Source organism: Sphingomonas swuensis (assembly GCF_039538045.1).
In the GTDB taxonomy this organism is placed as follows: Bacteria; Pseudomonadota; Alphaproteobacteria; order Sphingomonadales; family Sphingomonadaceae; genus Sphingomicrobium; species Sphingomicrobium swuense.
In genome coordinates, this window is the sequence record NZ_BAABBQ010000001.1 from 894,506 (window position 1) to 918,214 (window position 23,709).

The 23,709-nt window shown below is 61.0% G+C and carries 22 protein-coding genes; 14 read left to right on the plus strand and 8 right to left on the minus strand.

The genetic code is table 11. The features are described 5' to 3' along the window. Positions 1 to 37 precede the first annotated feature (37 nt). From ABD727_RS04550 to ABD727_RS04570, 5 genes are all read right to left on the minus strand, one after another. Positions 38 to 781 (minus strand): multiubiquitin domain-containing protein, encoded by a 744-nt coding sequence (locus ABD727_RS04550; RefSeq protein WP_344706195.1) that lies wholly within the window; start codon positions 779 to 781, stop codon positions 38 to 40. An 87-nt stretch (positions 782 to 868) separates the two neighbouring features. After that, positions 869 to 4,303 (minus strand): UvrD-helicase domain-containing protein, encoded by a 3,435-nt coding sequence (locus ABD727_RS04555; RefSeq protein WP_344706196.1) that lies wholly within the window; start codon positions 4,301 to 4,303, stop codon positions 869 to 871. A gap of 4 nt (positions 4,304 to 4,307) precedes the next feature. Next, positions 4,308 to 4,910 carry a hypothetical protein gene (locus ABD727_RS04560; protein WP_344706197.1) on the minus strand — a complete coding sequence of 201 codons (603 nt, stop codon included), beginning with the start codon at positions 4,908 to 4,910 and terminating at the stop codon, positions 4,308 to 4,310. Next, entirely contained in the window at positions 4,891 to 5,700 is an 810-nt protein-coding gene (locus ABD727_RS04565; protein ID WP_344706198.1) for an RNA polymerase sigma factor, read from the minus strand. Before ABD727_RS04565 ends, ABD727_RS04560 begins: the two co-directional genes overlap by 20 nt. 355 nt (positions 5,701 to 6,055) lie before the next feature. Next, positions 6,056 to 6,505 (minus strand): hypothetical protein, encoded by a 450-nt coding sequence (locus ABD727_RS04570; protein WP_344706199.1) that lies wholly within the window; start codon positions 6,503 to 6,505, stop codon positions 6,056 to 6,058. A 342-nt stretch (positions 6,506 to 6,847) separates the two neighbouring features. Here ABD727_RS04570 and ABD727_RS04575 point away from each other — a divergent pair, with 342 nt between their 5' ends. From ABD727_RS04575 to ABD727_RS04625, 11 genes are all read left to right on the plus strand, one after another. Then, the gene (locus tag ABD727_RS04575) at positions 6,848 to 7,516 is read left to right on the plus strand and encodes a hypothetical protein (protein ID WP_344706200.1); all 669 of its coding nucleotides are present in this window, start codon (positions 6,848 to 6,850) and stop codon (positions 7,514 to 7,516) included. A gap of 232 nt (positions 7,517 to 7,748) precedes the next feature. After that, on the plus strand, positions 7,749 to 10,856 hold the full coding sequence (locus tag ABD727_RS04580) for a hypothetical protein (RefSeq protein WP_344706201.1): 3,108 nt from the start codon (positions 7,749 to 7,751) through the stop codon (positions 10,854 to 10,856). A 275-nt stretch (positions 10,857 to 11,131) separates the two neighbouring features. Further along, positions 11,132 to 11,815 carry a hypothetical protein gene (locus ABD727_RS04585; protein ID WP_344706202.1) on the plus strand — a complete coding sequence of 228 codons (684 nt, stop codon included), beginning with the start codon at positions 11,132 to 11,134 and terminating at the stop codon, positions 11,813 to 11,815. Next, positions 11,815 to 12,282, plus strand: a complete 468-nt coding sequence (locus ABD727_RS04590; protein WP_344706203.1) for a hypothetical protein — start codon at positions 11,815 to 11,817, stop codon at positions 12,280 to 12,282. Before ABD727_RS04585 ends, ABD727_RS04590 begins: the two co-directional genes overlap by 1 nt. A gap of 19 nt (positions 12,283 to 12,301) precedes the next feature. Continuing rightward, on the plus strand, positions 12,302 to 12,760 hold the full coding sequence (locus ABD727_RS04595) for a hypothetical protein (protein WP_344706204.1): 459 nt from the start codon (positions 12,302 to 12,304) through the stop codon (positions 12,758 to 12,760). A 516-nt stretch (positions 12,761 to 13,276) separates the two neighbouring features. Beyond that, entirely contained in the window at positions 13,277 to 14,110 is an 834-nt protein-coding gene (locus ABD727_RS04600) for a ribonuclease H-like domain-containing protein (protein ID WP_344706205.1), read from the plus strand. A gap of 99 nt (positions 14,111 to 14,209) precedes the next feature. Further along, a complete protein-coding gene (locus ABD727_RS04605; protein WP_344706206.1) occupies positions 14,210 to 14,851 on the plus strand; it encodes a hypothetical protein in 642 nt (213 codons plus the stop codon). A 204-nt stretch (positions 14,852 to 15,055) separates the two neighbouring features. Next, the gene (locus ABD727_RS04610; protein ID WP_344706207.1) at positions 15,056 to 15,835 is read left to right on the plus strand and encodes a 3'-5' exonuclease family protein; all 780 of its coding nucleotides are present in this window, start codon (positions 15,056 to 15,058) and stop codon (positions 15,833 to 15,835) included. A 109-nt stretch (positions 15,836 to 15,944) separates the two neighbouring features. Then, positions 15,945 to 16,136 (plus strand): hypothetical protein, encoded by a 192-nt coding sequence (locus tag ABD727_RS04615; RefSeq protein ID WP_344706208.1) that lies wholly within the window; start codon positions 15,945 to 15,947, stop codon positions 16,134 to 16,136. 606 nt (positions 16,137 to 16,742) lie between these two features. Then, positions 16,743 to 17,051: a hypothetical protein gene (locus ABD727_RS04620; protein WP_344706209.1), complete on the plus strand. Its 309-nt coding sequence runs from the start codon at positions 16,743 to 16,745 to the stop codon at positions 17,049 to 17,051. Between the two features lie 305 nt (positions 17,052 to 17,356). Then, on the plus strand, positions 17,357 to 17,926 hold the full coding sequence (locus ABD727_RS04625) for a hypothetical protein (protein WP_344706210.1): 570 nt from the start codon (positions 17,357 to 17,359) through the stop codon (positions 17,924 to 17,926). Positions 17,927 to 18,047: 121 nt separating this feature from the next. On the opposite strand, the gene ABD727_RS04630 is transcribed toward ABD727_RS04625, so the two are convergent. The 3 genes from ABD727_RS04630 to ABD727_RS04640 form a co-directional block, all read right to left on the minus strand. Beyond that, entirely contained in the window at positions 18,048 to 19,019 is a 972-nt protein-coding gene (locus tag ABD727_RS04630) for a radical SAM protein (protein WP_344706211.1), read from the minus strand. Positions 19,020 to 19,047: 28 nt separating this feature from the next. Further along, positions 19,048 to 19,665 (minus strand): hypothetical protein, encoded by a 618-nt coding sequence (locus tag ABD727_RS04635; protein ID WP_344706212.1) that lies wholly within the window; start codon positions 19,663 to 19,665, stop codon positions 19,048 to 19,050. A 113-nt stretch (positions 19,666 to 19,778) separates the two neighbouring features. Next, positions 19,779 to 20,891 carry a hypothetical protein gene (locus tag ABD727_RS04640; protein WP_344706213.1) on the minus strand — a complete coding sequence of 371 codons (1,113 nt, stop codon included), beginning with the start codon at positions 20,889 to 20,891 and terminating at the stop codon, positions 19,779 to 19,781. 478 nt (positions 20,892 to 21,369) lie between these two features. Between ABD727_RS04640 and ABD727_RS04645 the strand changes: the two genes are divergently transcribed. The 3 genes from ABD727_RS04645 (at position 21,370) to ABD727_RS04655 (ending at position 23,079) form a co-directional block, all read left to right on the plus strand. Beyond that, positions 21,370 to 21,906, plus strand: coding sequence for a flavodoxin family protein (locus tag ABD727_RS04645; RefSeq protein ID WP_344706214.1), 537 nt, complete (start codon positions 21,370 to 21,372; stop codon positions 21,904 to 21,906). A 505-nt stretch (positions 21,907 to 22,411) separates the two neighbouring features. Next, on the plus strand, positions 22,412 to 22,627 hold the full coding sequence (locus tag ABD727_RS04650) for a hypothetical protein (RefSeq protein WP_344706215.1): 216 nt from the start codon (positions 22,412 to 22,414) through the stop codon (positions 22,625 to 22,627). Positions 22,628 to 22,680: 53 nt separating this feature from the next. Beyond that, entirely contained in the window at positions 22,681 to 23,079 is a 399-nt protein-coding gene (locus ABD727_RS04655; RefSeq protein ID WP_344706216.1) for a hypothetical protein, read from the plus strand. Positions 23,080 to 23,709 lie beyond the last annotated feature (630 nt).

The following is a 23,709-nucleotide window of genomic DNA, read 5'->3' on the forward strand; positions in this document are numbered from 1 at the left end:
CGCAGCTGTTCCAGCTGCATGGTGACGGGCCCCAACATCAGCCGAAGTTCGCCTTGGGCACCGACGAGAAGCGGCGCACGCCGTGCTTCGGATCGAGGCTGATGCTCTCGTCGTCGCCGATCGTGCGGTCGGGTTCGTCACCATGCCCTTCCAGCGCGAGGTCGTGGGTCTCGTCCCAGCCGGGCACCATCGCCTTGATTTGCGCGCCGGTGAGCTTCTTCTTCTCGGTTTCATAGCGCTGGCCGTTGACGAAGAAAAAGTACGAGGTCTTGGCCTTGGCCGTGATGAACCTCTCCACGCCCTCTGCGGTGAGATCGACCTGGGTGCCCACCTCGATCAGCTTGTCGGTGCCGCCGCGCGCTTCGAGGAAGACCGCCTTGTCGTCGTCGATCCCGGCGAGGGAGCGCAGGACGGACTCGGGGATGCTCGGCTGGCCCCAGACGATGCGGCTGTCGTCGAGCTTGAGGCGGTAGAGCGGGTCCGTGCTGAACGCGATGAACTGGTGGGCGAGGCGATCGCGCAAAACGACTGGTTCATCGGCGCGGACGTCTTCGAAGTCGCTTTCCTGGGAGATGACGAACAGCGAGTGCCCATCGATGTCATTGATCCCTGCGGCTTTCAGGATCTGGCGGCCGAGGGGGACGGGGTCGTCGAGGATGATAGGGCTGTAGTCGACCCCGTCGAGGGCGAAGGAGACGCGGTAGCGGCCGGGGCGCAGCGGGCGATCCTGCTGCACGGCGAGTTCGACATCGTCGATGTCGTGGCTCTCGATGATGGACATAGTGTATTGTGTTCCCGTGGACCGAGGCGTGATTGCGTCGGTCTCACAGGGGCAATCCCCGCAGCGCGGCCTAACCGGTAATTCCGGTCAGGAATTTATTTGCAGGCTGCCGTCCACGATCGGGCCGCAGGTGAAGAAGGCCGGGCAGAAGGGGCATGTGCGTTCGGAGCGGTCGGCCTCGAACCGGCCTTCGCCGATGGCGGTGAAGGCCTTAGAGAGCTTTTCCGTCTGCTTAACCAATCCCTTGTGATCGAACGTGACCCGCGTGGTGGGATCGTCGTCACCGAGATGGATGATCTCGGCGGTGCAGCCCGGAAGGGATGCGGCGGCTGCGATCTGGAAGGCGGCGTCCGCCACATCCTCCCCCGTCTTCGAGGACCGATGCCCGGTTCTCACCATCCTGGCGATGCGCTGACCGGAGGAGTTGGTTTTGAGATCGTCGGGGATCGCGATGAGGGCGTCGTCCCCAATGCGCGTCTCCAGTGTCATGGGGTCCGCCAGGGTGCCTCCGGCGCGCAGGTCGACGAAACGCTGGACGAGCAAGCCCGCGATCTCGCGGTGGATGGCGTATTCGTCGCCAGCGAGCGGCCCTTCCGACCAGAGCTGATCTAGCAGGGTGACGGCTTCGGATGCGGATCCGGCGGTGGGCTGCCGTCCGGCCATGTCTTCGATCACGGAGCGCACAATGTCGTGCATGCTGGTGATGGTTGTGGATGTCCGCTTTCCGCCCACGCCCAGAACATGGGTGTAGAGGTAGCGCCGGCGACAGCGTGAATAGAGGTGGAGCTGGGAGGTAGTGATCCGGATCGGCGGGCCGATGCGGACGGGCAGCGGCTTGTCTTCGGGATCGGCGGTTCGGTCGGTGCGGGGCGTTGCGGCCCGCGTGGCGCTCACCCCGAGACGTGCGATGAAGGGCGACGGGTCGCGTCTGCGGGGCGACCCCGTCCCGGACGACGCGGTGCGTGTCGCCGAATAGAGGAGCAGCCTGTCCCTCGCCCGTGAGGCGGCGACGTAGAACAGGCATTCCTGCTCTAGGTCGTGGTCGATCGCGGCGAGCGTCATGGTGCTGCTCTCGTTCCCTTCGCCCCCGGTGATCATGCCGTCTGGAACGGGACAGGTGGGTCGGCGGGTGGCGGAGGATGTGGGCAGGCTGTTCTTGTTGAGCCCCATGACGTGCACCACCGGGAACTCGAGTCCCTTGCTGCCGTGGATGGTCATCAGGCGGACGGCGTCGATGCCCTGCGCCGCCTGGGGCAACTGCCTAAGATCGCGCTCGTCGGCGAGCTGCACGAGAAGGCGGATGCCATCGAGCATGCGCTGGACCGGCAGGCCGGGACCTGCGCGTTCCGCGCGGAGGAAGCCCATAAACTGCCAGATCGCCACCCCCATTGCTCGGCTGGCGACATCGTCCGCGGTGGCGATCGAGGCGGCAGTGCGCGTACGGTCGAGCAGAATACGCGCCAGGACAGGCCACGGACGCGACGAGATCCCGAAGCCATCGAGCATGGCGATTATGTCCCGCAACGATGTGACATCCGTGGGCGATCGCTCGGGCCGCGCCCACGTCGACTGGGTCCAGGCGAGCGGTTCCGCATCGGTCTTGCCCAGGTGCTGGACTACAGCGGTGGCGCCGGAGAAGGTCATTCCGGTCGCCAGCCCGGGGAGCGTCGGCTTGCGGACCAGCCCCATCGCGCGGCGGTCGACCAGCAGCGAAAGCAGGGAGAGCAGGTCCTTTATCTCGGGCCGCTCGAACAGGTTGCCCAGGTAGAGCACCGGGATGCCGCGCCGTTCCAGCTCGCGTCCGATGCGGGTCAGCCGGTCGTTGCCCGAGCAGAGTACGGCATGGTCCCGGAACACGGTGTCCGCCGACCGGCGCTCGATCTCGTCCGCCAGCGCATCCGCCTCGTCGTCATTGTCGCCGAACGTCACGTGCTCTGGGCTGTGTCCGCTTGCGGGACGGTCGGCGCCGAGCGACGCGTCGTTCGATCCGGCGCGCATGCCCTTCCCGAACGCCGAGAAGGCATCGACGATTTCCGGCGTCGACCGGTAGTTGAGCCGGAGCCTGCCGCCGGTTGCGCCCGGGAAGTCGTCGGTCGCGAACCGCGACATGTTGTATGACGACGCACCGCGGAACCTGTAGATCGCCTGCCGGGCGTCACCGACGGCCCAGAGGTTCCTGCCCCCGTCGGTCAGTCGCTGAAGGAGCCTGACGCTGCTGCGGTTCACGTCCTGGTATTCGTCGACGAGGACATGGGCGTACTTGCCGCGCAGCACCGCCACGGCCTCGGGATCGGTGTCGAGCAGCTTGACGGGAAACGACACAAGGTCGCCGAAGTCGACCGCGCCGGCCGCCTGCTTCAGCTCCTCGTACCGGCGGTACACTAGGCCGACCTCGATGCACCGCTGCGCCGCCATGTGCGCGTCGGGATCCACGGCGTGGTCGAGCATAGCCTGGGCGAGTTCGGTGAAGCGCTCGTGCTCGGCGACCTCGTCCTTGGCCCGCGAAATTGCGCCGAGCATCTCCCTCAGGGGCTTGGCCGGATTCATGATCTCGCGATGGTGCGTCAGGGAGAGCGCCAGGTATTCCTTCTCCATGATCGCGATCGCCTCGCTGCGGTCCATCATGCGGGGTTCGGCGGCGAAGCCCAGCTGCTTGTGGTAGCGGCGGACGATGTCGAGGCCGAAGGCGTGGAAGGTGCCTATCCACATCGCCGACGCCGCGTCGGGGTTTATGGAGGCGATCCGCTCGGAAAGCTCGCCCGCGGCCTTGTTCGAGAAGGTGAGCACTAGGATGCCCGTGGGATCGACGCCTTCCTCGACGAGCCCGGCGACACGGCCGACCAGTGTCTGGGTCTTACCGGTGCCGGGGCCCGCTTCGAGGAGATAGGGCGCGCCGCGATGCCGCGCTGCATCGGCCTGCTCTGAATTCAGGGGCTTCGGAGGCTTCTTGGCCGGGTCCGCAGCGGGAGGCTGGATCTCGGGCAGCAGCAGGGCGTCGAGCAGCTGCATAGCGACGACGTCGAACGGCGCGCCCAGCTTGTCGGCGATCTCCGTCGCGGTCATCCCGTCGAGGTGGAGGGACCTCGCGCGAGCGCGCGGGAGGATCAGCTCGCGTCCGAAGAGGTCCATCTGGATCTCGCGTCGCTGCCGGCGGCTATAGTCGACGACACGATCCTCGCCGACGGGCGCGGCCTCGGACGACCGCGTCGGATCCACGACCTTGGCAACGTGCTCAATGCGGTCATCGCCTAACGTTGCGTGACCGAGTTCGTGTCCGATGAGGAACGCCTTGTCGAAGTCCGAGCCTGCGTCCTCGTAGCGGATCGCCCGTCCTTTCGGATCGAACTGCGCCCGCCCGCGAGCCAGGATCTCGCTGCCCGGCTCGACGGCCTCGTTGTCGAGGCAGCGCATCGAGGCGACCGCATTGACGATTGCTATCGGCGACCATGGGTCGGCACCCTCGGACACCGCTCGGGCATGGAGCGCGGCGGCCTGCTGACGTGCGAGTTCGACCGCGTCCACCGATTCAGTCCCGGTCTTCCAGAAGCTCGCGACGCTTGTCGTCCTTCACCCGGCACTGAACCAACAGCGCCTCGAAGGTGATCTTGGCGGTGGCTGCAGCGGGGGCCTCATCTGACTTGTAGCTCAGGTCTGTCGCCAGTCGGGGCCCGGCGGTCATGAACGCCCGCAGATCGCCGACGCTGGTCCTGACGCCTCGCGCGACGGCATCGACGATCCACGCCGGCACCGTCGCGATGTCCACCAGCCTCGTACTGAACCCCTGGATGACGCCACTGGGCACGCCCAGCGTCCGGCGGAGAGCGACGAGATCCTCGCTTGATGCAGTCTCGAAGGGATCGACGACGGCTGCACCGGCATCGGTGGGCATTGTTGCCTGGAACGCCGCCCAAGATTCCTCGATCCAAGCCTCGTCGACGGGTGTGCTGGCGCCGTCGCCCGCCCGCCGGAGCCGCATGTCGAGCGACAGGTCGATCAGATCGTCGGCCAGATGCGGATGGGACTTCAGGTAACGTTCGAGGGTCGCGCGGTCGTGCTCCGGCTCCACCGCGAACGCCAGCAGGACGTCTTCGTCGCTCAGTTGTTTGTGGTTAATCATCGCCTGATCCAATCCCGAGCGCTTGGCGTATCGTATCGAACGCCGCGTCGCGTCGATTGCGGACCGTCTTCTCGGAAGAGACCCCGATTATCTTGCGGATGGTCATCACACTCTCGTCTGAAGAGTCGATCGGCATTTCCTGAAGGATCATCTCAATCACTCTGCGTTGCTTGTCTGGTAGAGCTTGTATCGCCGCGATCACGCGGGACCGGTAAATCGGATCCTCGGAGAGCAGTTCCTGCTTCAGGTCCAGGCTGCCCACAGCCCTCTCCACGGCCAGCGACGACTCACTGCCGTCGTCGTCGGTCTCGATGCGTTCGCTCCGGGCCGCCGACCGCGTGGCGCGCCTCATGGCCGTCTTCCGGAGCGCGGCTATGGCATCGGCGAACATCACTTCGTAGTAGTCGAGATCGGAGCCCGCCATGTTGCGATCGACGCTCACCTTCTCGTTGAATAGGTCGCGGACACGATCCCGGGCGTCGGCGGCATGCACGTTCTCCGACGTGCCTCCGCGCTCTCCCTCAACCCGCGGCAGCACGGCCGTGATTCTTCGCATCAGCTCGCGATAGAGTTCGCCGAAATAGGCCTGATCGTTGTCGGATCGCGTCGCCCGGATCAGATGGACTATGCATTCCGACTGCACATAGAGCGGCGAGCGGACATCGAGGATTTCTAAGGCGGCGATGATCTCTGATCGCGGAAGTCCGACAAGCCGTTCAAGAGCGTCTTCGACATCCTCTCGGCGCGTGTATGTCGTGCCATCCGGCTTCTGCTTCGTCAGTGGCGGTACATTTGTTCCCAACGCGGACTCCTCGAGCGGCGTGCCGTGATGCCGATGGTAAAGCGCTCACCTTTCTCCGTCGATGGAAAGTGCAGTCCGAAAGCGGCCGTTCCGCTTTAGACCAGTTCGTGTTGTCTACCCGATCGATCTGGACTGCTGGAAGTCGCCGAGGGCCGGCATTAACGAATGGCTGAAGATGGTGGGCGGGAAGGTTGGCCCGAATGGCCGATCCTGGGTCTTCAAGGTTGTGAGACCTATGTGATCATCACTGAGGCGAAACAGCGCTCGCATCGCGGCGGCGATGTCATCACCCGACCGGCTTTCCGATGTACCACAAGCCTTACACTTCGCCGGTCGGGTGCGTGACCGATGAAGGTCAATTTACATCCGTATCTTCTTCTTCGGGCTCGCTGCCTCGTCCCCAGTAGTCCGCAGGAACCCTCTGGTACGTAAATCCTTGCCTTCCGGACGCACCATGGAACGTGCCTTCAGCCATGAATTCGTCCTGGCTGCCGATTGAGCTGCATCGGAATTCTAAGGTCGGGAACTCCTCAGCGAGGCGCTTGAAGATTTCCTCCGGAGCGCCGCCATCAGAGTCAAAGCAGAAGCTAAACTCGCCAGGCTTGTGGGGCCCGTGGGTGACACCATTCCACGTGAAGTACTCGCAACTCCACGACGATCCAGGCATCATCAACTCACCAAAATCTGCCACGGCTTTATCCGTGGGCACTTGATTGGTCCAAAGATGACAGAGCTTTATTAGACGCTCGATCTCCGATTGTGGACCGTAAACCAATACACCGTTCCAAACTTCTTCAGCACGCATCGTAACACCCTTTCGTTCTCGCTCGTGGTGTTACGAATTGTAGGATGGACGAAGAGAACCAACAAATGCGCTACAAAGTCTATGCGACTAAGCCAAACGTCAAAGAGCGTGCCTCCGCGCGGAGATAGTCGTCTTCTGCAGTTAGCTGTTCAAACGTAACATCCTTCGCAGTCTTCTGATCTGCGCCTGATGCACTACGATGAAAGTCATGTACCGTGAGCGGGCGGGCGGCGAGGATACGAGCAGTCCGGCCTCTCTCCAGTTCCGAGTCGGATTTCCGAACTTGTCCTAGAAGGAACTTGGAGACGCCGCCGTGGTGTCTTGATACGATAGGAGAAGATCGTGGAGGATACGTCAAAAACGCCTCGTCAAGGCGACGAGATCGGAAGTTTGCCGCAAGCCGTGCACATTGCGTACGTGGCTGCAGCTCAAGCAAGAGCAACGGAGTTGAGCGAGGGCGGGACGGAAAGGACACCGCCTCAGGCTAGCGATCAGCAGGTGCCCTTTCCGAGCGCGCAAACGCCATCGATCGACCTTGGTGCGGTTCAGGACCGGGGCCGCGGCGAGAATGCCGAGGCCTTTAAGCCAGGGGCGCGACCGCTGCGGTCACCGCCTGAAACAGGACGAGGCGAGCAGCTGCACAAGCTCGGACCGACGCCGGTCCGCTGTGAGGGACCAGTGGATAACGGGCCATCATCGGCGAGAAGTCAGGGCCAAACTGCTGATCATCAAACCGCCGGACCGAAGGTGATCCTGCGGCCGGACATGACCGAGGAGGAGATGGACGACGCTGCGGCACGGCTTCGGCCTCCATCTCAGGACGAGCTGGCGATACGCCTTACCACCCGTTATCGCATGACGATCACAGGCATGTTGAAGAGAAAGGTGAGCTACCAAACGATCCTCACGGTGCTCGAGCAAGGACCGGACGGATCCGACTTCAAGGAGTATTTCGGCGGCAACCACCATAAGCTCGGCCGGTACCTTCGCGAAAAGTGTCCCAAAAACTGACATTGACGCAGGTGGAGAGAGCCCGGGCGAGCCGCGAACCAAGCTGTTGCCCGGGCTGAACCGATGAAGGGCCAAGCATGTGCCCGTTGGTGGAAAAGAGATAGTAAGTCAGATCAGAAGTGCGCGCGCAAAAGGGTAAGTAAGATCGTAGGGTAGTTGCAATAGCGCAAACACCTATGACTTTCGCCATAGGTGTTTGCTAAGGTAAGCCAATCATCCCATATCATGGTCGATGAGCAGTGCTGCCCGCCTCGACACACAATCCATCATCGCGTTGGCGCAGCTGTGCGACAGCGTCAAGCACGACACCAAGATCCGTCGAGCGGAGACTGATGGACGTATTGCCCTAGCCAAGCAGCGCAACCTCGAGTGGCAGCTTGGACTCAGGAGCAGCGCAAGTGACCTGTGGGCTGGCTCTTCTCGATCTTACACAACCATCCCTCATTTCAAGCCAACCAAGAAGAACAGCCGCTCGCGCCTTGTGCGTGACGTGACGGTGCCAGCGGTCACCTACAAGCCACGGAGGTCAGCTGCTGGCCTGCGCTCGTTCCACTACTCGATCGAGCCCATTCCCAAGTCCTCCTTCTTTCGACAGCTCGCGTCCGGCACCAAGATCGGTCCGGGCGCTGGCGAGGCTCGGATCCGTTACACGACGAGAACCGAAGGCGAGCAAGCATATCTGCTTGGCGATCGCGTCCAGTCTGATTTTTTCGGGCGCCCGCTCATCATCACCAACATCAGTCCGAGTAGGGACCCCAACGAAATCGCCGAATTCTACTCACTGGTCGAGGAGAACGAACGCGATGCCAAGCCCGACAAGGCGCTGATCGTCTTCAATCGGCATCCTGAGGTTTGGAGGCGGGTGGTCGACGACCCCGCGTGTGAGCCAGCGGTGCTGAAGGCGTACCTGGCGGTCAAGGGGCAGGGGAGCGTTGAGGTCGAGCTGGTTCGCGGTGCCGATGCCTTGCTTGAACTGATGAAGCGGCATGGCTTCGTTCCGGCAGACAAGGTCCACTCGCCAGAGCGCCAACAGGAGCTTAATGGACTGAAGCTGACCAAGGGCAGGGGCGGGCGCATTCAATGGCGCATCGTGGTCGCGCTGCCGGTCGAGTTTTCGGCTCGCCAGCGTCGCCGTGCGGCAGAGGCGATCTGCCGCCGGCTTGAGCGACGCGGAGCCATGTATGCCGCCGTCATACACGAGCCGGTCGCGACCAATCACCAGAACAACTACCATGCCCACATCGATGTCTATGACCGGCCATGCCGCCCTCTGTTCGGCGATGCACGCGACCTCGACAACGTTGCCCCCAAATGGAAGGCCGAGATCAAACGCCAACTTGAAGCCGGAGAGCTTCAGCACCTTAAAAGACAGTGGGACTTTGCGGCGGTCCGAGAGTATCGCTCCAGTTCCGGCAATCGGACGCTCCACAAGCCATTTCGGGCGAAGAAGTCGGGCGCCTTTCGGGCCTTCTCATTCCCTAAGCGGCATAGGGCAGAAATTGCCGGCATCATCAATGCGATTGCCGTTGCTGGCGGGCACGGCAGGCTTTACAATCCCCGCACCTACGGCGAGATGAAGATCGCCAAGGAACCGGACGAGCAACTCGGTCCCAGGCGCCACGGCCTTGAGGCAAAAGGCGCGCCGACGAATGCGGGCATGCGCAACGAAGAGCGCCATGCCGAAGCGGACCGCCATCTGATTGAAACTGCTCATCAGCAGCGGCTGAAAGAGATCACTCAGCAGCAGCGCGCCTTTGACTCGAAGTGCGATCAGCAAGGCGAGCCCAGCTCCGAGCAAAAGAAGGCTCGAGACGAGGCCCATGCTGCGCTTGCTGACCTGAAGCTGGTGGCCCGCGCCCGCTACCGGGCCGAGCTGTCGCGGCTTGAGATGCAGCGGCAGCTTTCTCGCCCACGGAACATGATCAGGGCCGCCGGCCGGGCCAAACGCCTCGGCGAGGATCCGCGCGGCGAGCTCGCTACGCTTGGCGAAGAGGCACGCCACTATTGGCGCGACTGGCAAAAGCACAATCAACCCGCTCTTGACGAGCTCCGGGAGCTGTCGGCGTTTGCGGCCCGAGAAGGCGAGCTACAAGCTGCGTCGGAACGGCTGCAAGCTGAGGCCTTGCGGCCAGTGCTCATGACCAACGCTACGAGCGGACTGGCGGAGAGCGTTGAGGGTGCGACGTGGCGTTCGCCGGAGCCTGTGCCTCTTCCAGTCACACCGGCGTCAATCGTGGAGAGCGAAGCCCCGCTGCTGCTTGGTCGTCGGTTTAAGCGTATCATCGAGGAGGCCCATCATCGCACTTCTGAAACTGTGGCTGAGCCAAAGCGGAACATCATGGTCCGAGGTTCCAGGCTCGACGGAAACATCAGCCAAGCAGGATCGATAAGCTCAGTCGAGCCGACGCCCCCTACCACATCAGAAATCGACCAAGCGAACGGCAAGACGGAGAACGCCATGAGGCAGACGTGGCAGCCTGCAGCGCCGATGAACTCGGATAGGAGCGACGCTGTCCCTGCTGCGAGTGGCTCGAGTGCTCCGTCAGAGCTGGCGCAAGATGACGACAAGAAGCATGCCGTTTCGAAGGTTGAGCTCGGGACTGCCTCCCAGCCTCATCCCTCCGTGTTCACCGCTCAGCCCGTGGCCGCCGGAAATGCGCCGGCGGCGCTGTCAGGCCAGCCGGCCATAAGCGGGTCCGAGCCGCCCCCGAAAGAGCCGGGGGATGCGCGAGGCGTGGGGGTGCAACCTGTGGCGGAGCAGGGCGGGGATCCATTGCCGATAGAGTCACTTGCGCGGGACGGATTGAACAAGGAGAGCGGCACCGACGCTAGCGGAGTGCTTGGCGCGTCTTCTCCAGCGGCACGCAGGATATGGGCAGACCCACCTCAGAGCTCGGAAACTACGCGACGCGACCTAACGCACGCAGAGATGATCGCAGCCTATCTCCGCAAGCTTGAGGCCAACGGCGTACTCCTCAGCAAGAACAAAGCCACAAGTGAAATCCACGGATCGTTTCGAGATGGTTCGGAATTAAGCCTCACGGACAAGCTGCTTTTTCGCTGGGGCGGCTTAGCTTTCGAACGCCTTGCAACCAAGCAGCTCGAGATCCGCCAGGTGCAGGACTATCTGCTAAGGCACGGTGAAGCCTTGGCACGCACGGGCAAGCAGCCCGGCCCTCGCTGCCAACGGCTTATGAAAAGTTGGCGAGACGAGCCGAAGTTGCAAAAGGCTCTCGCGTGGTTTGCCGCCGAGCAGGAGGAAGCCATCCGGCGGAAGGCGGCGGACCTGGCCGCGCAAAACGCCCGCGCTGTCGCGGGCCGTATCATACTTGGTCGTTGAAACGCACCTGCAAGCACTTCCAATCACGCCTTTCCTGATCTAGCCTCTTCTTGCCCGTCGATGATGGGCCGAGGCGTGGAAACCTCGTCGATTAGAGCCGGTCACCGACCTTAGGTCGACCGGGTGGCGGGCGCGTATGTCCAGGCCATCCGGCTAAAGGCGCTCGCGCCTGTCTAATCGCAGGTTTCCAACATCCGGTTCCAAGGCCGGCATCGCCTCGCAACTCGAGGGATGCCGCCGGCTGTCCGCAGCCCGTCGGCTTAAGGGGTGCGTAGATGTCGAACTGGACGATTCTTGCGAAAGGATGTGACCTTCAAGGCGGTCACGCCAGGCGTTTGCTGCTTGGCACTGTTATCGCTCTCGCCGCCTGCGTGGGCGCGACTGCTCCGAGCGCTGGCAAGGAGGGCACAAAGGGGCAAGTGACTGCACGCTATGCCGTTGCGGGCATAGCCCTAGGCTTGTCCTCTTCTCAGGTTGCCGCTGCTGCAAGCAAGGCTGGCTATCAGCTGTTGCATGAAACCAAGGGCGACGATTGGGCTGAGGCGCTCAGGAGTGCGACGGGTGCTCCATTCGAATTCGGCAGACCCAATAAGGGGATCCGCGATCAGGAGTACAGGCGGGGCGGGGAGAGGATCAGCGTCAACTACCTTCCCATGCCCGGCGGCTCCATCGCGACCCTGATCGGCTATTCGGCACCGCTGGAGGTGCTCAGTTTCGAGCAGGCAGAGGCGGAGCTCACCAGGCGCTATGGTCGCAGGTCTTTCGGGCAGGCGGCCGGAGCCCCCTGGTCGATGTGGTGCGCGAAGCAGGCGAAGGACGCGCGAGACTGTCTCAACTATGCTCGTATCACACTGTCGGAAAGCAACGACGGCGTTTCCATTTACACCGACGATCCTGGCCTGAAGGCTGAACAGATTCGCCTCTTCCGTCAGCACACCGGTGCGAAGGCGAGCTTCTGATGCGCAGCCCGGCTCTACTCGTCGCCCTAGTTGCAGCCTCGATCACCAGTAATGCCAATTGCTCGACGGCAAGCCAGCACGATCAACGGTGGACGTCTCCGTTCCAGGCGGGACAGCCCTCCCTCCTGCCGAACCGCTGGCGCACACTGCCGGCATCGCGATGTGACCGAAGCGACTCCTTGGCCAAATGCACCTTCACAGCGAGGGTCGACTACAATGGCGATCGTCGCTTCGACCTTGCCCGCATGGTGGAAGGTGGCGGCATCAGCGCAATCATCGTCGATCTTGCCGGAAGCATGGGGAAGCCTCTCCTTGCCGCCACCTTCAAAGGCCGGTGGAACGGAAGCTGCTACATTGCCGCCGACGCTACCGACCGCACGGCCATCGCCTTCACCTGCCCGGAAGCAAGTGCCGCATTGTTCAAGCTGCGCGGCGGCAAGCCCGCGGCGTTGTGGCTTGCCGATTGAGCGCGGGAGGACCTTCATCATGGCAAGGAACCCCGATGAGCAGGTGTTCGCAGCGGCGTCAGGTCTCGGCTGCACGGCGCTGATCGCAGGACTGATCGTCTTGCCTCCGATGGTACTGCCTAGCTTCATCATCTTTCGGCTTGCGCAGCTGAGCGGGGCGACCTCGCTGCACCCGGCTTTCCAGATCGCGCTAGCTGGTGCAACCATCTTCGTGCTCTGGCGCCTCGGTGGGATGGCCATCCGCTTGGTGCCGCCTGCTGTCGCTCAGGGCGTAATCGGTTTCTACATCGGCGCCTGCTACACCTTCGCGATCTTTCAGCGAGAACTCACCACGGCCCGGTCCGAACTAGACGTACCATGGCTACTGCTCACCTTGGTGGTCTGCACGTCCATTGGATGGAAGATCGGAGGCATGCTGGTCCTGAAAGCCTATCGCGATCAGCTCGCCCGCGCTCGGGCCTGCCGAAGGGAAGCCTGATACTGTCGCCTTTTTGTTCTTCGTGCTGGCAGTTGGTTGAGCGACACTGCCAGAGGCAAAGTCATGAATCCGTTGGTGGAAAACGGCACGCACGACGGCTGCCGTATGCAAAACCGCCGAGTGCCGCGTCCTTGGATGGACGAGTACAGAAAGGCGCGGGATCGACGCTGATCGGCTAATCGTCGCGGCCAGCTAGGTCGCGCATCTTCTAGGTAGAAAGGCCTATGGGCACAGCCCTGTGGGGTCGGACGCAGATATTCGTGCCAGACGCCCGCCCGACCTCTCATGGCCTCTCGTGGATAGCGAATGCCCTTTCCCGGACGGGCGAGATCCTCGCGTTAGGCTGCTATTACATAAGGTCGTCCTTGCAGGCCCGCATGGTGGGGACATGCGGCGACAACCTTTGGGTGCAAAAGGGGAAAGCACCTTCGGGCTCCTGGAGTGAAGATTGGAAGGGAGTGGAAAAGGTCGGCAATCCGCTGACGCTCCCGCCCGTCTTCATCCAAGGAGACTGGAATGACCTACAGCCCACCCAGCTACAACTGGGGCCACTTCGTCGTGCTCGACCTCGAGACAATCGTGCCTGGCGCTGATCCGGAGGAAGGCTTTCCGGCATGGCCGCGCCACGAGATCGTCTGCACGTCAATGCTCTTGGCAGACCGAGAGCGCTACAATGAGTGGCACTTCGATCTGGTCACCGTGGACGGTGACAGTGAAGATGCGATCCGCACCATCGATCAGCTCATCGGCAAGCGCACCGTCGTGACCCTGGGAGGCCGGAATTTCGATGCTCCGGTCCTCGGCATGGCCGCCATGCGCTGTCAGGTGTTCGACTGCGACAACATCGCTCGGTTCTGGTCGTCGCCGCGCTTCGGTGCGGCCCATGCCGACTTGGTCGAGCTCTTCGGCAACTACGGCGCGGTGCGAGGCGGCTGCTCTATGAAGGAGCTGAGCCGGGCACTGGACGTGTCGGCCAAGGTGAACTGCGACGGCGGGGACGTCGCCACCATGATGGCCGCAGGTGAGATCGAGAAAGTTCGTCGATACTGCGAGCAGGACTGCGCAAGCACACTCCATTTGTGGGCACACTGGGCGGCGATGAGGCAGGGTGACCCGGCCTATTATGCAACCCTGCTCTATCAGTTCGACGAGTATGTCTGGGCGGCCGAGCATAATCACTTGGCAGACTTCACGCATCTGCCGCGCAGGGACGAACTTTGTCGGCGATCGGCGCAGGCGGTCGCGAAAGCCGGGGCGGAGGCCGTGGAGATACGGGAGCACCTCAACTGGGTCGATCCGCAGCGCTGCGCCCGGATCGTTGAGCCCGCCTTCGAGGATTACGACGGCTGAGCCTTCCGGCTCGGACCATCAGCAACTGAAAAGCCGTCAGCATCGGCGCCGCGCTCGCGGCGGCGGCCCTGACGCGCGTCCATCACAAAGGATATAACCATGGAGTACCCTCTCGACGTCGAGCTCGCTGACGTCTTTTCCGTTCCCGTCAGCTTTGTCGTTCCGGACCTCCTCGCAGCACAGGGTTCAACGCCTGACGACCAGCCGGAGCTGTTCGTTTTTCTGACCGGGTTCGCAGTCCTGACAGTCACCTATGCGGGTGGTCAGTTCAGCTTCGGCGAGACCGTCAGGGTCAGCGAAGAGTACACCCAGTCAGTCGAGCTGCTGGAGCAGCTGGTGGCCGCCATCCCGGACGGCGCCAGACTGGCCTCGATCAACGTCCACGACGTTGTCTCGGGGCTCGTGCGGACGCCTCGAGGCGAGCCGAACGATGCTCACTCACGGCCCTCGCTGGAAAGGCTCGTCAGGATCCTGGACCAGGTTCCAGAGGACCTCTCGCTCTACGACTGTGAGATGGGTCGCGCCGTCCTCGACAGTATCGGCGAACCCTACGGGCTTGAGCCGGCCTGGAATTGCGAAAGCCGCGAACGCAACCCCATTGCAAATGGCCGCCGCCTTTCCGCTCGGGCGCAGACGCTGTTTCTGGCAAGCGCGGGACGGCATTGCTCCAATCCCGAGACCAGATCGGCCGCCAGCGCTGATCTTGAGGCGTGGCGGGCCACCGGGCGCTCCATCGCATGACGCTGGATCCCTCACCCGCGGCATCGAAGTCCAAAAGATGTGAAGCGCGCTGACGGGCGCTCCTGCGAGTTAGCGGTGAGGAGGGAAAGACCTCGCCATTGCTCGAGCCAAGGCCGCATTAAGCGGTCGAGGCACAACAACGACGACCACCTGACAAAGCCCGCCGCCTGGGGGTTTTGTAGTTTCTACCAGAAAGTCAACAATATGACCCAGCACCACAACGACAATAGCAATCGGCCCGCGTTCTACGCGGTGCTCGATATTGAGATGCTATACCGGCTCGACGCCGTTGAATCTTACCGGAAACTGGATCCCAGTCCCTGCGAAGTTATTCGATACCCATTTCGAGCAACCTGCGCTGCGGCCCTGCTGACCTTCTCGGTGGTGGACGGCATCTTCGAATTTGGGAGCTTGCATTCTTGGGCCGGAGACGACGAGCCGGCCCTGCTTGGTGCACTATTTGATCAACTGCGCATGCTGCCCGACCACCGACTGGTGACGTGGGGCGGCCTGTCGATGGACCTCCCCGTGCTTCGGATCGGCGCCGCCCGGCACCATCTGCGGCTGCCACGCCAGCTGATCAAGGATGCCAGGAAGGGCCGTGATTGGCTGCATCTCGATCTTGCCAAGGAACACCATTGCGGAACCTACGTGCACCTGACTGAAGTCGCAGTGGCGCTTGATCTGCCGGTGAAGTTCGCTGATCGGGCATCCAGCGTGCGCAAGCTGCTGGAGACCGGCAAGCTCGAGAGGCTGAGAGACGTGCCGATAGCCGATGTTCTGACCACCTCCCTACTTCTGCAGGCACAACTGGAATCGCACGGCGAGCTCAGCTCGGCGCGAGCGGCGCAGATCATGACCCTGAGGGAGGTTGCCAGCCGCCGTCCGCATGCCCGCTATGCCGACTACCTTGGGCGCGTCGAGAAGCGACTGTCGATGGAGGTACTGGCTGAAGCGCAGGCCTTCATCGCCTCAGCCGCGTGAATGTCGCGGGGCGGGCGATGAGCCCGCCCCGCAGTTCGGCACGCTGCCCCATTATCATCAACATTGCTGGTCCAAGTGCAAGGGTCAGTCTCTTCCGATAGGACGAACCATGTCCATCGATCCGTCGCCGGCGGCGGCACTGCCGCATTTAAACTATGACCTCCTGATTATCGGTCCCCTACGTCAAGCCAAGGTCTTCGTGCGGCCGTGCAGCCGCATCGAGGCCGAGAGCAAGACCTTCGAGCGTGTTCCGGGTGGCGAAAGCAGACACGCGACCACATTCCGAAGCTTTCTCGGCTGACGGCCTCAACCCGGCTACCGCAGCGGTGCTGGCCAACGCCGTCTAGAAGGCGGATTGGCAGGGTCCCTTCATCAAGGAAGCGCAACGGAGCATAAACAGGACCGACGGTATTCGCGAGCCGATCTACCTCATCGAGCGTGCCGGGGAGACGCAGTACGGTAAGACCCCCTAAAGGTCAGCTGCCTCACTCCCATACGGCGATGGCCCGTTGGTGATGGAGATTTTGCTACCTCGCAACGAGAAGCTGCGACTTTGTGGATGAGAGAGTCCATCCTAAAATCCAGAGGACGACAGTTTCGGAGCAAGCTGAGATGAAGGACCTGGACAAGATTTTGGACGTGATCGACTCGCGAGAGCGTATGCTATCTTCATTCAGTACTATTTACAGACATGAAGACGAACGTGCCGCCCGCTTGAGCGCGCAAAAAGACGTTTTGAATTAATTAAAAAAAACTCATCGCTGGTGATGAGTACGAACCTCATAGATGGCGCAGACCGGATGGCGAGTTCAGAGATCCGGTCACATGCGACTGGGCTGCGGTTATCGTTCAGGCGCTCGGAGTACACACCGTGCAGATCTTTGGCACTACGGCTGCTGCGACACAGATGAGGGATGTCATCCATCTACAGCACGAAGGTCGAATCGAAGACAGCATTCGCTGCCACGTGGTCAGGGTGGATGTGACGGGTCTCTCGCCTCAGCGCCAAGCGTCCACCGAGCCGCGCTTCGCCTATGCTTTCGTTTGCGAGACCGGTCAGAACTACGAGCACATGTCCCTAGTCGATACGCTAGAGCAGATCCACGCACTCGAAGAGGAGTTCAGAAAGGACTGCGCGTATGAATTCGAGCAGGAAGACGCCTATTGCACTTGGCTTGGGGTGGCGCTGCCGCGGCTCAAGAAGACCAGTCCGTAAACGGCCGGCATCCGAGCGGCGTAAGCTCTATCTTCAAACGGACGTTATGCTTTCCCGATCGCTGTGTTGGCGACACATGGTGGTAAGCGGACCGGCTACTTTCGGGTAATATGGGGCGCATATCAGACGTTTATTCATTTCGGTTGAGGCGTCGGTTCCGCGCAAGCTCCAGACGCTCGGGTAGGTAGATCATTTAGAAGTAGTTGTTCGTTCAGCGCACGCCAGATTGCGGCTTCCGACACGCTGGGAGCATCGACACGATTTGAGCATACCTGCTTCTTCGTCGACTATAGGAGATCGGGCAGATGATCGATGAGCGCTCCGATGGAGAGTATCTTGATTACGTGCTGAAGAGCCTGTCCCCAATGTGGTTGCTCAATAACATCGCGGCCAACATGACATCGGGAATTCATCTAGAGCCAAATCGGAAGCTCTGGAGCACCGTTGGACTATCTAGCACTCGGGGCGTCCTCGCGACTGAAGACAACATCACTGCCATGAACATACAGGCGGATGCGCGAAAGCGAATGCTGGAGAGCAACCTCGCGTTCCGCGCATCGCTTAAGCGCCTCAGCGCGATCGATGTGAAGCCCGTTTGGGGGCATCAGGAGGATTATAGCTATGCCTCCCGCGTCTTACTGCTGTATGTTCCAGTAGCAGCTATAGATCGCCTGCATGATCTTGCCGCCAACGATGCTGGCTTGCTTGATCCTCTCGATCGTAGGAAGGCGGTCGAACGTTATAATCGTTGGCTGCTGCAGAACTACCACCCAGAGTGGGAGGCGTATCGTCGGCAATGGCCCAGTCTTGAAAAAAATCCCTACCTCACTGCTGTCAATGACTTCGGCCGCGAGCCAAATCCATTGCATACTTAAAAGGTGAAATCTTCTTCCGCGTTCCACGCATCTACTACATTCCGACTGAACTCTGCATTCGACTCCGCAGCGGACCGTCGCCGACGCTTTGGACGCACTGATATTGATGCTGACCGAGGCTTCACGCCGCTATCTCGAATTTAGCAAACTGCTGCGTGCTAGGGCAGTCAGCGCAGTCACGGGAAGGCCTTGCGCGCTGCAGTGCCCGGAGCCGCGCCGGCAATGCGTCTAGATCGGCAGGATTATGCAAGTCGTCGATTGAAAGATCGAAATGCTCGGGGGTGAAGCTGCACGGCGCTATTCGGCCATGCTCGTCGACGAAAAGGAAAGTTTCGGCCACTCGGCAGTCGTCGATCAGGAAAGGACGGCCCGCCACTGTATCGGCGATCCGTTGAAGATAGGCCGGACCGCCTACCAGCATCGTGCCGCTCAGGCCGAGCTCCGTGCGAAGCCGCACAAGCAACGCTGCGAGCATCGTCACTTCGGCGCTGGTCAACCGGTGCGTTGGGAAGAATTCGGGTCGGTCGCGGCCGCCTAATTGGTTGAAGCTGATCTCGTCGACGCCCCAATCGCTGAGGTTCCGGCACAGCGTCTCGAACTGAGCGATGTTTTCGCGCATCAGCACGACATTTGCGCGCACCTTGAGCGATGCACCCGCCTGGTCACGTTCGGCGATCAAGGCGGGCACATTCTGGGCAAGTTTGGCGAAAGCGCCCGGCCAGCCGCGCATTGTGTCGTGAAAGTCGGCGAGCCCGTCGATGCTGATCGTGACCTCGCGATAGCGGCGGATCAACTCGGCGCGCACGCGTGGTGCGCCGAGCGTAGTGCCGTTGGTCGTAATGCTGAGTTCAATACCCAGAGCTTCTGCCCGCATGCTGAGCCCGGATAGCGGTCGCCAAAGCAGCGGCTCCCCACCAAGCCAGCTTAGCAGGACCGGCCTGCCCCTTTCTGCCTGCCATTGCCCAAGCAGATCAACGAAGCGCTCTACCTGCGTCTTATCGACCGCCAGGCGCGGGATCGGAAGGCGCTTGTCATAAGCACAAAAGGAACAAGACAAGTTGCAACGATTAGTGACACGCCAAAGAACGATCATGCTGCCAATCCCATTCGAAGACGGCGTCCTACAATTCCTCTACTCTGAACCACCTTTTGAGAGCCCTGAGAACAGTATTCGGATTAGCGCGGATGTCGGTCACGCGCGATTCCTTCCCGTGGCCGAATGCGAAACTAACATCATGCTTTCTTGAAAGATTGTGTGGTCTGAACTCGATCCTACCGCGCTTAACAGGAAGCTGTCCGATCCGCACGTCTCGATCCGTGCTTGGCTCCCGAGCGCCAGAGGCTAGCGCCTCAAGAAATCCTTGGCGGACAACTTCGACGCGATCTTCATATCCGGAACACAGAAGAAATTCATTCACTTCGAGGGTCAAGCCATGCCGTTTGACGAAGTCGCGGACAGCAGCGAGATGTTCTTTGACCGAGCCTGCGAACCAGTCCTCTCCGGCAGCTTCCGCCCTTTGCCGGGTCAGGTCCCAGCTTCGATTGTGGACTGTCACCCGAGCCGCTGGCTGCTCGTTGGCGTTGGCTAAGAAGAATAAGTATTCGTCTCCTGGTACGTCGCGGCTTGGCCTCACGCGCACGAATCGGATCACTCCAAGATTTACTCGTCCTTCCAGCAGCTCGCCAATTCCGGCAGAAGGCATGACAAAATTACTCCTGTGCTTCTTGATCTGGCTCAAGGACGAAACATCTCATGGCGAGCTGCTACGTCGTCTCCGATCAGCTCTATGAAGGTAGCAAATTCGCGGCGTAAGTCACTAAGACCAAAGAGGCGGACGGAGCTACCTAACCGTCAGCCGATTTCGTCTACGATCGCGGGGCGATCCGGATGTGCCATTAAGTAGGCACGGACGCGCCGACCACCGAACATCTTGGCATATGCCATGCTGATTTGGTGGAGTTCGGAACGATCTTTCGCTGGGAGATCTGCGAGGAGTTCGGGCGTCACTTTGCCGTGACGCGCTTCGACCAGGAGCCGGATCAAGGTCTCACCATCGGCGTTCCCTGCCTCGATGCCGTGCATGCGTTGGAGGGCGTCGCGGGTAAGCCGCTGCTCACGCTGAACTTGTTCGGCAAACCCATGGCGTTTGAGGGGATTGTGCCAGACTGGCCAGCGGGCGAGCACCGCCTCCCTCTCTCGCATTTGACTAATAAGGCGGCGGGTATCGTGAATTAATTCGGCTTCACGTGCCTGCTTTGCTTCGGCCACCAGCTCGGCCGTGCGGGCCTCGAAGTTCCCCACCACGGGGCTAAGCCGGCGCGTGGCAACCTCGCCGAAATTCAGGGCATTCACCTCCATTGGTCGTGAAACTGGTTTCACCGTTGCGTACAGCGGCAAGCCGTGTGGTAGGCCATCGGTCATAGCGTGGCGTTCAACGGCCTGGTGAAACCGCAGCAGGATGGCAGCGGCAGCAAGGTCTTGGGTGCACTCCCGCTGCTTGCTCCACGAGACCGGCTGATTGACCTGCATCGCGTACAAGTCGTCCAACCCGAGCAAGCGTAACGGCGCAACATCCATCGTAACGAGGTCGGTGTCGGGCACGAGTGCCTGGGTCCCGAGCTCACGCTCTTGTCTTTGAATCTGAAAGTCGCTCAGGAAATCGGTGAGCGGATGCCACAGACGTGCCTGATCGGACATCGAGAAGAGGGTCTCAACCCTAAGATCTTTCACTCCGGTATCGTTGCGAAGGCCAAGGATCACCGCGCGCCAATCTCGCCCCTGATTATCGCCGTGTAGAAAGCATTTCGCCTCCTCCATCCGAGCGCCAATGGTATCCCACCCTTCGATCCTCACTTGATCAGTTGGGCGGTCGAGCGCGGCTATTACGTCTGGTGCAACCAACTTAGCTGCGACCAGGCGGATCAACTGCTCGGTACGAGCAAATTGACCGGTGCCGATCAGCATGCGGAGACGTCGTCCGAAGTGCCAAGTGCGTTTCATCGGTGAAGCTTAGTGCTGAGGCAGTTGTGAAAGTATAAAAGGATGCACCGACGAAAATCCGCTCTCGGCTTTGCGTCATACGGTCGAGATTGCCGCCGCTTTATGCTCTCGCCGGAAGGTGGACTGACGTTAGCTGAACTAGCGGCCACTTCCTTGACCTCGACGCGAGAACCGGTTGGTCTGCTTCCGGCCACATGCGGACGCTCCGCCGGGCAACGATCCATCTGTCCGCTGGTGGTGGGAAGCGGGCTGACCGCTTTCGGGCGCAAACTGGCGGGATCCTGACATTCATTCATGCTCGACCGACCGTCGGCCTAGCGCCCTTGCCGGTCATTCCGAGCATCGGCGGTCAACCCACAAGCGGCCGTTCATTCAGCTGCCGGCTCAAATGTCTGCTTTCGACCCATTGCGGACATTCGAAGAATGCGCTCATCATTTGTCGATGAGCGACTGCCTTCTGATAACAGGGTCTCCAAGAAAGCGCGGAAACAGCGATGCTGTCGCACAGTGCCTGCAGGCTGAACTTAAGCTAAGGCCAGAGCAAGTGGTGGATCTGAGTTCCAGCTACATCGAACCATTTAAGTACGACGCTGGGCTGGAGCGAGATGATTTCCATAAGATTATTGCTCGTCTGCTTCAGCACCAGAATGTGGTCTTTGTGACACCCGTTTACTGGTATGCAATGAGCGGTTTGATGAAGACCTTTTTTGACCGCCTGACAGATCTGCTCTCCAACGCAGAATCGAGAAAGCTTGGCCGTGCGCTGGCGGGCCGAAATATGTGGCTACTTGCCACCGGAACTGATGACACACTACCGGACGGTTTCGTCATACCTTTTCAAAAGACGGCGGATTACTTCGATATGCAGTGGCAGGCAGCAGCCTACGTACAGGTTCATGCCGCCGCATTACCCGCAATTGAAGACTGGTCCGACGTCCGCACCTTGGCTGCGGCGATTGTCGACTGCGGCAGTCGCTGAACGTCCGCTTTCCACCCACAGCAGACATTAGCGTTGACCGTCGCTCCTCCGGAAGCAGACGCGGTCGCCGTGGCGCATGAACCGTGACGCGCTACCGTTGTGCTACACGTCCCATAGCGCCTGTTTTCTACAATCCTCGTTGTGATTGATGCGCCAAGCCACAAGCCGCCGCATCTCCTCGTCAGCGAATCATATCGTGCGCCTCATCGATGGAGACGCCGAACTTCTCGCGGGTTCGCTTCACCAGTTGGATGAAGTCTCGGTTCTGGAACTCCATGCCCCACCATCTCCGATTGGCGGCACTAGGCGCAAGCCGGATGTCCGCTTTCCACCCATTGCGGACATCCAGGGCGAAGGTCTGCGTTCGACCCATTGCGGACATTCGCGAGCGGCTTAGCTTGGAACAGGCAAGTGGGAGGGTCTTGAGATGGGCAGATACCGCAGTCATCTGAGCCGATGGCACGTCATCAGGTCCGCTCTTCTCATCACGTTCGCAACGGCGCTCTTGCTCTACAACGTTATTCATATCTGGAGCGGCCTGAGTAGTGGCGCAATCAAGGAACTGGGCCGGGGCACCGAGATGGTTCGGCTCGCTTCGGACTCGCTCTCGTTCGGCTTGAATGTCTCTTTTCGGCTGTTCTTCGCTCTGCTCTGCGGAGGAGCCGTGGTCGTCATATGGGTCAAGCTGCGCCGGGAGAGAAGCCTTGGCATGCCCGATTAAGCTATGTCCGCTTTCCACCCATTGTGGACATTCAGCCGGTCTGAAATGCTGGCATGATGACCGACCGCGTTTGCCACTGGGGCTTATCAAATCCGGGACCGCAGCCGCTCTCCGTCTGGCTTGAGCCATGGGCTGACGAAGTAGAGGTTCCGGCCCGTTCAACGATCACGCTGACCGTCACGGACGGTCTCCAAGATTGTGCAGTCGGTGAGGTGGAATGGTCCCCTGATCATCTGGTAGTGTGGGCAAGCGCGCCCATGATCGAGGCGCATGTTGATGGCGACCTCCAGCACACAGGGTCGGCAATCATCCCCGCTCCAAAAGACCTGACTAAAGCGATGCTCGGAGTAGCCTTCCGCGATCAGCCGTCTGCGCGGCTTGCTGGTCGGCCTTTTTCCCCATCCAAGCGCTCGTCGTGGTGGCAGCGGGCCAGGCGCGTGCTTGGTCTGTGACCGGCGTGCGTTTATCAGGCTCAAGGCAGCAACTTTCGCTTCCTTGCCAATGTCCGCTTTCCACCCATTGCGGACATTGGTGACCTTTCCCAAAGGCAATATGGAAGCTGCATGCCCCGGCAACGACGACCCCCTTCGTCCACCCCGACAGCGCCCTCGCGTTTCAGTCCGGATAAGCAAGCCGAGGCGACGAGATCGAAAGGGCGACCCCGAGGGTGGCGGGGTGCCTGTCGAGCCTTCAAGACCGAACAATCTTACCGGCGGTGCGGCGGCTCAACTTGAATTTGACGAGTAGCTGCGAGAGCATGCTCACGAAGCGGACTGTGACCGCTTTCCACCCGATATGCGATGCTCGCGCGGAACGTTTGGTTACGACCCATTTACGACATTTCAGCCAACCTCGGCTCGCAACCCATTGCGGACGTAAGTCAGTTGACTAAGCTGAAGCCGAAAATTTTGGCAGAAGAGGGGTGGGAGATGCGCTTTACGCTGCGGTGCTGCGGGTCGCTCCTCATCGTGCCTAGCGGGTGTTCAGTGGACGTGACGCCGCCTTCATCTGTCCAGGTCACAACAAGCTTTAGCGATGCGAGCAAACAGCTCTTACTTCATTGCGAAAAGACCAGCACAGGG